The 13,875-nt window shown below is 74.5% G+C and carries 2 protein-coding genes; both read right to left on the bottom strand.

The genetic code is table 11. The features are described 5' to 3' along the window. Positions 1-40 precede the first annotated feature (40 nt). The gene (locus FJK98_RS09420; RefSeq protein ID WP_145918676.1) at positions 41-4,801 is read right to left on the bottom strand and encodes a type I polyketide synthase; all 4,761 of its coding nucleotides are present in this window, start codon (positions 4,799-4,801) and stop codon (positions 41-43) included. A 40-nt stretch (positions 4,802-4,841) separates the two neighbouring features. Next, positions 4,842-13,862 (bottom strand): type I polyketide synthase, encoded by a 9,021-nt coding sequence (locus FJK98_RS09415; protein WP_145918675.1) that lies wholly within the window; start codon positions 13,860-13,862, stop codon positions 4,842-4,844. Positions 13,863-13,875 lie beyond the last annotated feature (13 nt).

The following is a 13,875-nucleotide window of genomic DNA, read 5'->3' as shown; positions in this document are numbered from 1 at the left end:
TTGCCAGCGGGACACGTTGCTCCGGGAGCGCGGTGGCGGCTCAGGTCATGCCGAGTTCCTTGTCGATCAGGTCGAACACATCGTCGGCGGAGGCCGTTTCGAGCCGGTCGACGAGGGTGGTGCCGGTGGTGGTGCTGAGCGTCTCGTTGAGCTTCGCCAGCAGCGACTGGAGCCGGGCGGTGACCCGGTTGCGTTCGATCTCCTCCGGCGTCAGGCCGGCCACGGTGACCTCCAGCCGGTCCAGCTCGGCGAGCAGACCCCCGGCGGTGTCGCCGGTGTAGCCGAGTTCGGCGCGGAGCTGGTCGGCCAGGGCGGTCGGGTTGGGGTGGTCGAAGACCAGGGTGGCGGAGAGCCGTACGCCGGTGGCGGCGCTGAGCCGGTTGCGCAGCTCGACGGCGGTCACCGAGTCCATGCCGAGTTCCTTGAACGCGCGCTGCGGCTCGACCAGTTCGGCGTCGCCGTAGCCGAGGACGGCCGCCACGTTGGTGCGGACGGTCTCCAGCAGCAGGGCGCGCTGCTCGGCCTCGGGCAGCGTGCCGAGCCGGTCGGCGAGCGCCGACGACGACCCCGCCTCGGTGGCCTCGGCGGCCTCCGGTGCGGCGTCGGGCAGTTCGGCCAGCAGCGGCCGGGGCCGGGCCAGGGTGTAGATGGGGGCGAACCGGGCCCAGTCGACGTCGGCGACGACGAGGTGGCTCTCGTCGTGGTCGAGGGCCTGTCCGAGGGCGTCGACGGCGAGCCGGGGGGCCATCACACCGACGCCGAGCCGGTCGAGGTGCGCGCCGACCTCGCCGCCGGCCATGCCACCGCCGCCGCCCCAGCTGCCCCAGGCGACCGAGGTGGCGACCGCGCCCCGGCTGCGCCGCCGGTGCGCCAGCGCGTCGAGGTACGCATTCGCCGTCGCGTAGCCCGCCTGCCCGGCGCTGCCCCACACCGCGGCACCGGAGGAGAACACCACGAACGCGTCCAACGGCCGGTCGGCCAGCAGTTCGTCGAGGTGCACCGCGCCGAGCACCTTCGCCCGGCACACGTCGGCGAAGTCGTCGAGGCCGGTCCGCCCCAACGGCACCTCGGGGTGCAGCACCCCGGCGGCGTGGAACACGGCGGTCAGCCCGTCGCCGAGGTCGGCCAGGAGCGCGGCGACCGCGTCCCGGTCCGCCACGTCACAGGCCACCACCTCGACGCCCGGGTGCCGGGCCGTCAGCTCGGCCGCGCCCGGGGCGTCCGGGCCGCGCCGGCTCGCCAGCACCACCCGCTGCGCGCCGTTGCCGACCAGCCATTCGGTGACGTGCCCGCCGACCCCGCCGGTGCCGCCGGTGACCAGCACGGTGCCGGTGGGCGTGTAGCGCCGTTCGGGTGCCCCGGTCGCTGGGTGGCGGACCATCCGGCGGGCCAGCGTACCGGCCGCCCGCAGCGCCACCTGGTCCTCGCCGCCGCCGGTCAGCACGTCGGCCAGCCGGTCGACGGTCTGCGGCGTCCACTCGGCGGGCAGGTCGACCAGGCCGCCCCACCAGCCGGGGTAGTCGAGGGAGAGCACCGTGCCCAGACCCCACAGGGCACCCTGGGCCGGGTCGGCGACCGGCTCGAACCGGTCCACCCCGACCCCACCGGCGGTGACGCACCAGAGCCGGCCGGTGAAGTCGGACGCGGCCAGCGCGTGCACCAGCGACACGGTGGCGGTGATCCCGGCGGACAGGCCGACACCCAGCGGGTCGGGGCCGTCGTCGAGGGCGAGCAGGGAGAGCACCCCGGCGGGGGCCTCCCGGCCGGCGTGGTCGGTGCCGGTGACGGTGACCACCTCGGCGCCCCGGGCGGCCAACCCGTCGGCGAGCGTACGCAGCCGCCCGTCGTCGGCCAGCGCCGCCGGGGCGACCACCCACCACACGCCGGTGAGCTGCCCGCCGGTGGGCACCTCGGCAGGCCGCCACACCACCCGGTAGCGCCAGCCGTCCACGGTGGCGACGTCGCGCTGCCGGGACCGCCACGACGTCAGGCCGGGCAGCACCTCCCCGACGAGTGCGGTGTCCACGCCGAGGCCGTCGGCGAGCAGGTCGACGTCGGCGCGTTCCACGGCGTCCCAGAACCCGGCGTCGGTGCCGCCGGAGGCCGGGGCGGCGGTGGTCGGCGCGATCCAGTAACGCTGGTGTTGGAAGGCGTAGGTGGGCAGGTCCGCCCGGCGGGTGCCGGGCAGGGCGGCGGCCCAGTCCACGTCGACGCCCCGGACGTGCAGCTCGGCCAGGGAGGTGAGCAGCCGGTCCAGGCCGCCGTCGTCGCGGCGCAGGGTGCCGGTGACCACCGTCGGCCGGTCCGCCGACTCCAGCGTCTCCTGCATCCCCATGCCGAGCACCGGGTGCGGGCTGACCTCCACGAACCCGGTCCAGCCCTGCCCGGCGAGAGAGCGGATCGCCGGGTCGAACCGGACCGTGTTGCGGAGGTTCTCGTACCAGTAGCGGGCGTCGAGGGTGGCGGTGTCCACCCAGTCGCCGGTGACGGTGGAGAGCATCCGGATCGTCCCGGTCTTCGCGTTGATCGGGGCCAGGTCCTCCAGCAGCCGGTGTTCCAGCAGCTCCACCTGCGCGGAGTGCGAGGCGTAGTCGACGGCGACCTGCTTGACCCGGACCCCCTCCTCGGTGAGCTCGGCGATGAGTTCCCGCAGCGCCTCCGGGGTGCCGGAGACCACCACCGAACCGGCGCCGTTGACCACGGCGAGGGAGATGTCGCCCGCCCACCGGGCGATCCGCTCCTGTGCCCGGTCGGCGGGCAGCCCGACCGAGACCATGCCGCCCCGGCCGGCCAGCTTCTCGCCGATGGCCCGGCTGCGCAGGGTCACCACCCGCGCCCCGTCGGCCAGGGAGAGTCCGCCGGCCACGCAGGCGGCGGCGATCTCACCCTGCGAGTGGCCGACCACCGCGTCGGGTTCCACGCCGTAGCTGCGCCAGGTGGCGGCGAGGGAGACCATCATCGCCCACAGGGCGGGCTGGACCACGTCCACCCACTCCAGGGAGGGCGCGCCGGGCACCCCCCGGACCACGTCGAGCAGGTCCCAGTCGACGTACGCGCGCAGCTCGGTGGCGCAGCGGCCCATCTGCTCGGCGAACACCGGCGAGGAGTCCAGCAACGCGGCGGCCATGCCGACCCACTGGGCGCCCTGGCCGGGGAAGACGAAGACGACCCGGCCGGTGGCGTCGGCGGTACCGGTGACCGCGTTCGGCGCGGGCTGACCGGCGGCGACCGGGGCGAGCCCGGCCCGCAACTGCGGCAGGTCCGCACCGAGCACCACGGCCCGGTGCGCGAGCCGGGCCCGGCCGGCCAGCGTACGACCCACCGCGGCGGGCTCGGCCGGCGCGGCGTCCAGGTGGGACAGCAGCCGCTCGGCCTGGGCGCGCAGCGCCTGGTCGGTGTACCCGGAGACCACCCACGGCAGCACGGGCGGGGTGGCCGGCTGTGCTTCCTCGTCGGCCGGGGGCACCTCTTCCAGCACGACGTGCGCGTTGGTGCCGCTGATGCCGAAGGAGGAGACCGCGCAGCGGCGGGCCCGGCCGGTCTGCGGCCAGTCCAGCGGCTCGGTGAGCAGCCGTACCGTGCCGGGCGACCAGTCGATCTCGCTGCTGGGCTCGTCGACGTGCAGGGTGCGGGGCAGCAGCCCGTGCCGCATCGCCTGCACCATCTTGATCACCCCGCCGACCCCGGCGGCGGCCTGCGAGTGGCCGATGTTGGACTTCAGCGAGCCGAGCCAGAGCGGCCGGTCGGCGGGCCGGTCCCGGCCGTACGTGGCGAACAACGCCTGCGCCTCGATCGGGTCGCCGAGCCGGGTGCCGGTGCCGTGCGCCTCGACCGCGTCGATCTCCTGGGCGGCAAGGCGGGCGTTGGCCAGCGCGGCCCGGATGACCCGGCGCTGGGAGGGCCCGTTGGGAGCGGTAAGGCCGTTGGACGCGCCGTCCTGGTTGATCGCGGAGCCGCGCACGACGGCGAGCACCGGGTGCCCGTTGCGGCGGGCGTCGGAGAGCCGTTCCAGCACCAGCACGCCCGCGCCCTCGGCCCAGCCGGTGCCGTCGGCGGTGTCGGCGAACGCCTTGCACCGGCCGTCGAAGGACAGCGCCCGCTGCCGGGAGAACTCGACGAACGCGTCGGGGGTGCCGATCACGGTGACCCCACCGGCGACGGCGAGCGACGACTCCCCGGAGCGCAGCGACTGACAGGCCCAGTGCAGGGCGACCAGCGACGACGAGCAGCCGGTGTCGACGGTGACCGCCGGCCCCTCCATCCCGAGGGTGTAGGACAGCCGGCCGGAGACGATGCTGCCGGCACCCCAGCTGTTCGGGTAGTCGTGGTAGACGACGCCGGTGAACACGGCGGTGGGGCTGCCCTTGAGCGACAGCGGGTCGATACCGGCCCGCTCGAACGCCTCCCAGGACGTCTCCAGGAACAGCCGCTGCTGCGGGTCCATCTCGGCGGCCTCGCGGGGCGAGATGCCGAAGAAGGTGGGGTCGAAGTCGGCGGCGTCGTAGAGGAAGCCGCCCTCGCGGGTGTAGCTGGTGCCGGGGTGGTCCGGGTCCGGGTCGTAGAGCCCGTCGAGGTCCCAGCCCCGGTCGGTGGGCATGCCGGAGATGGCGTCGGTGCCGGCCACGACGAGGTCCCACAGGGCCTCGGGCGAGTCGATCCCGCCGGGGTAGCGGCAGCCCATGCCGACGATGGCGATCGGTTCGGCGGCACGCTCCTCGATGTCGCGGAGCCGCTCGCTGGTCTCGTGCAGGTCGGCCGTGACCCGCCGCAGGTAGTCACGAAGCTTCTGTTCGTTGGACATCAGGAACCCATTCCCGGACGGCGCCGACGGAGCGGACGGATCATGAGGTGCCGAACTTGCTGTCGATGAAGTCGAAGAGGTCGTCGTCGGAGGCCGTGTCGAGCTCCTCGGTGACGCTGGCGACCTCGGCCGGACGTTGACCGGCGGTCCACGCCGCGAGCATGGTGCGCAGCCGCTCCCCCACCCCGGCGCGGGTGCTCTCGTCGAGAGCGGCGACCGCGTCGGCGTCCAGGGTGGACAGCGCGGCCTGGAGCCGGTCGAGGTCGTCGAGCAGGGTGACGCCCCCGGCGTCGGCGGGCACCAGCTCGGTGAGCAGTTGCTGGGCCAGCTCGGTCGGGGTCGGGTAGTCGAAGACCAGCGTGGCGGGCAACCGCAGCGCGGTCTCGGTGGCGAGCCGGTTGCGCAGCTCGACGGCGGTCAGCGAGTCGAAGCCGGCTTCCTTGAACGCCCGCTCCGGGTCGACGTCCGCGCCGGAGGCGTACCCGAGGACGGCGGCGACCTGGTCGCGGACCAGTGCCAGGACGGTGTCCAGGCGGTCCGGTGAGGGCATGGCGACGAGCCGGCCGGCGAGGTCGGCGTTAACGGCGACCGGGGCGGCCGTTTCGGTCTCGGGTTGGGCGTCGGGCAGCGCGGCGAGCAGCGGCCGGGGCCGGGACAGGGTGTAGATGGGGGTGAACCGGGTCCAGTCGATGTCGGCGACGACGAGGTGGCTCTCGTCGTGGTCGAGGGCCTCCCGCAGCGCCCGGACGGCGAGCCGGGGTTCCATCGGCGGGGTGCCCTGCCGGCGCAGGTGCGCGGTGGCCTCCCCGTCGGCCATCCCGCCGCCGGCCCAACTGCCCCAGGCGACCGAGGTGGCGACCGCCCCCCGGCTGCGCCGCCGGTGCGCCAGCGCGTCGAGGTACGCATTCGCCGTCGCGTACCCGGCCTGCCCGGCGCTGCCCCACACCGCGGCACCCGAGGAGAACACCACGAACGCGTCCAACGGCCGGTCGGCCAGCAGTTCGTCGAGGTGCACCGCGCCGAGCACCTTCGCCCGGCACACCTCGGCGAACTCCGCCACGCTGGTCTCCGGGAGCGACTTCTCCTGGTGCAGCACCCCGGCGGCGTGGAACACGGCGGTCAGCCCGTCGCCGAGGTCGGCCAGGAGCGCGGCGACCGACTCCCGGTCCGCCACGTCACACGCCACCACCTCGACACCCGGATGCCGGGCCGTCAACTCGGCCGCGCCCGGGGCCGCCGCGCCCCGCCGGCTCGCCAGCACCACCCGCCGCGCACCCTGACCGACCAGCCATGCGGTCAGGTGCCCGCCGATGCCACCGGTGCCGCCGGTGACCAGCACCGTGCCGGTGGGCGTGTAGCGCCGTTCGGGGGTGCCGGCGGCCGGCCAGCGGACCAGCCGCCGGGCCAGCACCCCGGCGGTACGGACGGCCACCTGGTCCTCCGCACCGGCGGCGAGGACGTCGGCGAGCCGCGCGACGTGTTCGTCGGTCCAGCCGGTGGGCAGGTCGACCAGGCCACCCCAGGAGTGCGGGTACTCCAGGGACAGCACGGTGCCGAGCCCCCACAGCGCGCCCTGCGCGGGGTGCGGCAGGTCCTCGAACCGGTCGACGGCGACACCACCTGCGGTGAGGCACCACACCCGGCCGGCGAAGTCGGTGGCGGTGAGCGCCTGGATCAGCGCAACGGTGTCGGTGACGCCGACGGACAGGCCGGCGTCGGTGGCGTCCGGGGTGTCGTCGAGGGCGAGCAGGGACACCACGCCGGCGGGGGTGTCCCCGGCGGGCAGGTCGGTGCCGGTGACGGTGACGACGTCGGCGCCCCGGGCGGCCAGTCCGGCGGCGAGGGCGGACACCCGGGCGTCGCCGGTCGACGCGGCCGGTACGACGAGCCACCAGGTGCCGGTGAGTTCGCCGCCGTCGGGCAGTTCGGTGGAGCGCCACACCACCCGGTAGCGCCAGTCGTCCACGGTGGCCGCGTCCCGTTGCCGGGCCCGCCAGGCGGCGAGGCCGGGCAGCACCTCGGTGACGACGCCCGGGGCGACACCGAGTCCGTCGGCGAGCACGTCGGTGTCGCCCCGGTCGACGGCGTCCCAGAACCCGCCGTCGGCCTCGCCGGTGCCGGTGGTGGCCTCGGGCTCGATCCAGTACCGCTGGTGCTGGAAGGCGTAGGTGGGCAGTTCCACCGGCCGCCCGCCCGGGTTGATCACGGCCCAGTCGAGGTCGACGCCGGTGGTCCACGCCTGCGCCATCCCGGTCGCGTACGCCGTGACCTGTTCCCGGTCCCGGCGCTGCAACGCAATCGCCGCGGCATCCTCGACGCAGTCGGCGACCATCGCGGTGAGCACACTGTCCGGCCCGATCTCGATGAACCGGGTGACCCCACGCGCGGCGAGAGCAGCGACCGCCTCGGCGAACCGCACGGTCCCCCGCACCTGACCCTGCCAGTAGCCGGAGCTACCCAACTCGGCATCGGTAGCCAGGTCACCGGTCGCGGTCGACACCAACGGGATACCCGCCGGGTTCGCGGTCACCCCGTCGACGACCCGCCCGTACCCGGCCAGCATCGGATCCATCAGGTGCGAGTGGAACGCATGCGACACCCGCAACCGGCGGGTCTTCACCTCAAGGGAGGCTTCCAGCGCCGCGATCTGCTCTTCGGAGCCGGACACGACGACCGCCCGGGGACCGTTCACCGCCGCCACGTCGACATCGCCCAGATCCAGCTCGTTCAGGGGCGCGGCGATCGCCAGCATCGCCCCACCCGCCGGGAGGGCCTGCATCAACCCACCCCGCGCGGCCACCACCCGGCACGCGTCCTCCAGCGACCACACCCCGGCCACGTGCGCGGCGGCCAACTCACCGATCGAATGACCCGCAACGAAATCCGGCTTGAGACCCCACGACTCGGCGATCCGGAACAACGCCACCTCGACCGCGAACAACGCCGGCTGCGTCCATCCCGTCTGATCCAGAACACCATCCGGATCGGCGAACATCACCTCCCGCAGATCACCGTCCAGCAACGGCGCGAAGGCGGCACACACCTCGTCCAACGCCTGCGCGAACACCGGGAACGCTTCCGCCAGCTCACGACCCATACCGACCCGCTGCGCACCCTGACCCGTGAACAACACCGCCGTACGACCGCTGGTGATCCGACCCGACAGGCCGGTGCCCGTGGCCAAGGCTTCGAGGCCGGCGGCCAGGTCGGCGGCCGAACCGCCGACGGCGACCGCCCGGTGGTCCAGGGCCGCCCGACCGGCGGCCAGCGAATACCCGACGTCGACCGGTCGCTCATCGGTGAGGAAGTCACGCAGGCGGCCGGCCTGTGCGGCCAGCGCACCGGCCGACCGGGCGGACAGCGGCCAGAGCGCCACCGGCGGCTCGGGGGTCGCGGCCGGCGCGGCGGGCTCGACCGGCGGGGCCTCCTCCACGATCACGTGGGCGTTGGTGCCGCTGATGCCGAACGACGACACCCCGGCGCGACGCGGGCGGTCCCCGGCCGGCCAGTCGACCGGCTCGGTGAGCAGCCGCACGTCCCCGGCCGCCCAGTCGACCTGCCGCGACGGCGTCTCGGCGTGCAGCGTGCGCGGCAGCGTCCCGTGTCGCAGCGCCATCACCATCTTGATCACCCCGGCCATGCCGGCGGCGGCCTGGGCGTGGCCCATGTTGGACTTGATCGAGCCGAGCCACAGGGGGCGGTCCCGGTCCCGGCCGTACGTGGCGAGCAGCGCCTGCGCCTCGATCGGGTCACCGAGGGTGGTGCCGGTGCCGTGTGCCTCGACGGCGTCGACCGCGTCGGGGGTGATCCGGGCGTTGGCCAGCGCCGCCCGGATCACCCGCTGCTGGGCCGGCCCGTTCGGCGCGGTCAGCCCGTTCGACGCGCCGTCCTGGTTGACGGCGGAACCCCGGATCAGCCCGTAGACGCGGTGCCCGTTGCGCTGCGCGTCGGAGAGCCGCTCCAGCATCAGCACCCCGACGCCCTCGGCCCAGCCGGTGCCGTCGGCGTCGTCGGAGAACGACTTGCACCGGCCGTCCGGGGCGAGCCCCCGCTGCCGGCTGAACGCCACGAACGGGGTGGGGTTCGACATCACCAGCACGCCGCCGGCGATGGCGGTGGCGCACTCCCCGGCCCGCAGCGCCTGACTGGCGAGGTGCAGCGCGACCAGCGACGAGGAACACGCCGTGTCGACGGTCATCGACGGCCCCTCGAACCCGAACGCGTACGACACCCGGCCGGAGATCACCGACGCGGAACTGCCGGTGCTCAGGTACGCCTCCGACTCGGCGGGGGCGAGACCGAGCAGGTCGCCGTAGTCCTGGGCGCCGGAGCCGACGAACACCCCGACGGGGCTGCCGCGCAGTGCCTCCGGGTCCATCCCGGCCCGCTCGCACGCCTCCCAGGTGACCTCCAGCATCAGCCGCTGCTGCGGGTCCATGGCGATCGCCTCACGGGGCGAGATGCCGAAGAACTCGGCGTCGAACGCGCCCGCCTCGTAGACGAAGCCGCCGGAGCGGACGTAGCTGGTGCCCGGCTGGTCCGGGTCGGCGTCGAAGAGCGCGTCGGAGTTCCAGCCCCGGTCGACGGGGAACGGGCTGATCGCGTCGGTGCCGCTGTCGACGAGCCGCCACAGGTCCTCCGGGGACCGGACGCCGCCGGGGTAGCGGCAGCTCATTCCGATGATGGCGATCGGCTCGTCGGGGTCGGAGCCGCCGACGCCGGACGTGACGGTGGCCGGGGCGGCGGTGCCGACGAGTTCGTCGTACAGGTGGCGGGCCAGCACGGCCGGGGTGGGGTGGTCGTAGACCATGGTGGCCGGCAGGCGCAGGCCGACGGCCGCACCGAGGGCGTTGCGCAGCTCCACGGCGGTCAGCGAGTCGAACCCGAGTTCCCGGAACGGCCGCTGCACGTCCACGGTGGTCGTCGCGTCGTACCCGAGGACGGCGGCGACCTGGGCACGCACCGTGTCCAGCAGGTACGGCAGCCGCTCGGCGTCGGGCAGCCCGGCCAGCACGGAGGTGTCGGTGGACGCGGCCGGGGCGGCGACGGCCGGGCTCTGCTGGGCCTCGGGGAGCGCGGCGAGCAGCGGCCGGGGCCGGGCCAGGGTGTAGATCGGGGTGAACCGGGCCCAGTCGATGTCGGTGACCACGAGGTGGCTCTCGTCGTGGTCGAGAACCTGCTGCAGCGTGCCGAGGGCGAGGCGCGGTTCCATCGGCGGGGTGCCCTGCCGTAGGAGGTGTTCGGTGGCCTGCTCGTCGACCATGCCGCCGCCGCCCCAGGTGCCCCAGGCGACCGAGGTGGCGGTCCGGCCCCGGCGGCGGCGCTGGTGGGCGAGTGCGTCGAGCCAGGCGTTGCCGGTGCCGTAGGCGGCCTGCCCGGCGCTGCCCCAGACGGCCGCGCCGGAGGCGAACAGCACGAACGCGTCCAGCGGCCGGTCGCCGAGTAGCGCGTCGAGGTGGGTCGCGCCGAGCACCTTGGCCCGGCACACGGCGGCGAAGTCGTCGAGGTCGGTATCGCCCAGCGGGGCCGGGTCGTAGAGCACCCCGGCGGCGTGGAAGACGGCGGTCAGGTCGTCGCCGATCCCGTCGAGCAGCGCGGCGACCGCGTCCCGGTCGGCCACGTCGCAGGCGACGACCTGCACGCCGGGCAGCCTGGCGGCCAGGTCGGCGGCCCCGGGGGCGGCGGGGCCACGCCGGCTGGCCAGCACCACCCGCTCGGCCCCCTGGTCGAGGAGCCATTCGGTGAGGTGCGCGCCGATACCGCCGGTGCCGCCGGTGACCAGCACCGTGCCGGTGGGCCGGAACCGCCGGTCGGGGCTGCCGGCGACGGGCCAGCGCACCATCCGCCGGGCCAGCACCCCGGCGGTACGCACGGCCACCTGGTCCTCGCCGCCGTCGGCGAGCACGTCGACGAGCCGGTCGAGGGTGTCGGGCGTCCAGTCGGCGGGCAGGTCGACCAGGCCGCCCCACCAGGTGGGGTAGTCGAGCGAGAGGACGGTACCGAGCCCCCAGAGGCCGGCCTGTGCGGCGTGCGGCAGGTCCTCGTACCGGTCGACGGCGACGCCGCCGGTGGTGAGGCACCAGAGCCGGCCGGTGACGTCGGCGGCGGCGAGGGCCTGCACGAGTCGTACGGTGGCGGTGACCCCGGCGGACAGCCCGGCGTCGTACGGGTCGGGGGTGTCGTCGAGGCCGAGCAGCGAGACGACCCCGGTGGGGGTGCCCCGGCCGGCGAGCGGGTCGGTGCCGGTGAGCCGGGTGACGGTGGCGCCCCGGGTGGTGAGCGCGTCGGCCACGGCGGTGACCCGGGGGTCGTCGGTGAGCGTGTCGGGGGTGACGAGCCACCAGTCGCCGGTGAGTTCCGGCCCGGTGGGCAGGTCGGCGGCCCGCCACACGACGCGGTAGCGCCAGTTGTCGGTGACGGTGGCCGGTGCGGTGGTGGGGGCGGCCAGCCAGTACCGCTGCCGGGCGAAGGCGTAGCTGGGCAGCTCGACCTGCCGCGCTCCCGGGTGCACGGCCGTCCAGTCGAGGTCGACGCCGGTGGTCCACGCCTGCGCCATCCCGGTCGCGTACGCCGTGACCTGTTCCCGGTCCCGGCGCTGCAACGCAATCGTCACCGCGTCGTCGACGCAGTCGGCGACCATCGCGGTGAGCACACTGTCCGGCCCGATCTCCACGAACCGGGTCACGCCTCGCGCCGCCAGCGTGGCCACGGCATCGGCGAACCGGACGGTCCCCCGCACCTGACCCTGCCAGTATTCGACCGACCCCAACTCGTCGTCGCTGGCGAGATCACCGGTCGCGGTCGACACCAACGGGATACCCACCGGGTTCGCGGTCACCCCGTCGACGACCTGCCCGTACCCGGTGAGCATCGAGTCCATCAGGTGCGAGTGGAACGCGTGCGACACCCGCAGCCTGCGCGTCTTCACCTCAAGGGAGGCTTCCAGCGCCGCGATCTGCTCCTCCGTGCCGGACACGACCACCGCCCGGGGACCGTTGACCGCCGCCACGTCGATGTCACCGAGATCCAGCTCGTCGAGAGGCGCGGCGATCGCCAACATCGCCCCACCCGCCGGAAGGGCCTGCATCAGACCACCCCGCGCCGCCACCACCCGGCACGCGTCCTCCAACGACCACACACCAGCCACATGCGCCGCAGCCAACTCACCGATCGAATGACCCGCAACGAAATCCGGCTTCAACCCCCACGACTCCGCCAACCGGAACAACGCCACCTCGACCGCGAACAGGGCCGGCTGCGTCCACCCCGTCTGATCCAGAACACCATCCGGATCGGCGAACATCACCTCCCGCAGATCACCACCCAGCAACGGACCGAACGCGACACACACCTCATCCAGAGCAGCCGCGAACACCGGAAACGCTTCCGCCAGCTCACGACCCATACCGACCCGCTGCGCACCCTGACCGGTGAACAACACCGCCGTACGACCGGTGGTGATCCGACCCGACACGCCGGTGCCCGTGGTCAGGGCGTCGAGGCCGGCGGACAGCTCGGCGGCCCCACGGCCCACCGCCACCCCCCGGAACTCCAACCCGGCCCGACCCGCGCCCAGCGAGAACCCGACGTCCACCGGACGCTCGTCGGTGTCGGCGGCGAACCCGGCGATCCGGGCGGCCTGGCGGGCCATCCCCTCGGGGGAACGCCCCGACACCGGCCAGAGGACGACCGGCGGGGTCGGCCCCGGCGTGCCGGCCCCGGCGGGCGGGGCCTGCTCGACGATGAGGTGCACGTTGGTGCCGCTGATGCCGAACGACGACACGCCCGCCCGGCGGGGCCGGTCCACCGCCGGCCAGTCGATCGCCTCGGTCAGCAGCCGCACGTCCCCGGCCGCCCAGTCGACCTGCCGCGACGGCGTCTCGGCGTGCAGCGTGCGCGGCAGCGTCCCGTGCCGTATCGCCATCACCATCTTGATCACGCTGGCTACCCCGGCGGCGGCCTGGGCGTGCCCGATGTTGGACTTGATCGAGCCGAGGAAGAGCGGCGTCTCCCGGTCCCGCCCGTAGGTGGCGAGCACGGCCTGCGCCTCGATCGGGTCACCGAGGGTGGTGCCGGTGCCGTGTGCCTCGACGGCGTCGACCGCGTCGGGGGTGATCCGGGCGTTGGCCAGCGCCGCCCGGATCACCCGCTGCTGGGCCGGCCCGTTCGGCGCGGTCAGCCCGTTCGACGCGCCGTCCTGGTTGACGGCGGAACCCCGGATCAGCCCGTAGATCCGGTGCCCGTTGCGCTGCGCGTCGGAGAGCCGCTCCAGCACCAGCACCCCGACACCCTCGGACCAGGCCGCGCCGTCCGCGCCGTCACCGAAGGAGCGGCACCGGCCGTCCGGGGACAGGGCACGTTGCCTGCTGAACTCGACGAAGAGCTGCGGGGTGGCCATCACGGCGACCCCGCCGGCCAGGGCCAGCCCGCACTCTTCCTTGCGCAGCGACTGGCAGGCCAGGTGCATCGCCACCGACGACGACGAGCAGGCGGTGTCGACGGTGATCGCCGGCCCCTCCAGGCCCAGGTTGTAGGCGACCCGGCCGGAGACGAGGCTGCCGGAGGTGGTGCTGTCGACGTAGTCGTGGTGCATCACGCCGACGAACACGCCGGTGGCGCTGCCCTTGAGGGCGACCGGGTCGATGCCGCCGTGCTCGAACGCCTCCCAGGACGCCTCCAGCAGCAGCCGCTGCTGCGGGTCCGTCTCGACCGCCTCGCGGGGGCTCATCCCGAAGAACCCGGGGTCGAAGTCGGCGGCGTCGTAGAGGAATCCACCGTGCCGGGTGTAGCTCTTGCCGGGCTTGCCGGGTTCCGGATCGTAGATGCCGTCGACGTCCCAGCCCCGGTCGGTGGGGAAGCCGGAGATGGCGTCGGTGCCGTCGGCGACGAGCCGCCACAGGTCCTCCGGCGACCGGACCCCGCCGGGGTAGCGGCAGCCCATGCCGACGATCGCGATCGGCTCCTGGTCCCGGCCCTCCACCTCACGCAGCCGCCGGTTGGCCTGTTGCAGTTCGGCGGTGGCGCGCTTGAGGAAGGTCCGGAGCTTGTCGTCGTTCGCCATCGTTCACACCAAT

The organism is Micromonospora sp. HM134, from assembly GCF_007833915.1.
Lineage (GTDB): Bacteria > Actinomycetota > Actinomycetes > Mycobacteriales > Micromonosporaceae > Micromonospora > Micromonospora wenchangensis.
Note: the sequence above shows the minus strand (reverse complement) of the source record. Positions and strands in the feature narration are given on the sequence as shown.

Excerpts from the sequence above, each read along its gene's own strand:
- FJK98_RS09415 (WP_145918675.1), bottom strand. The coding sequence starts at position 13,862 with ATGGCGAACGACGACAAGCTCCGGACCTTCCTCAAGCGCGCCACCGCC.
- FJK98_RS09420 (WP_145918676.1), bottom strand. The coding sequence starts at position 4,801 with ATGTCCAACGAACAGAAGCTTCGTGACTACCTGCGGCGGGTCACGGCC.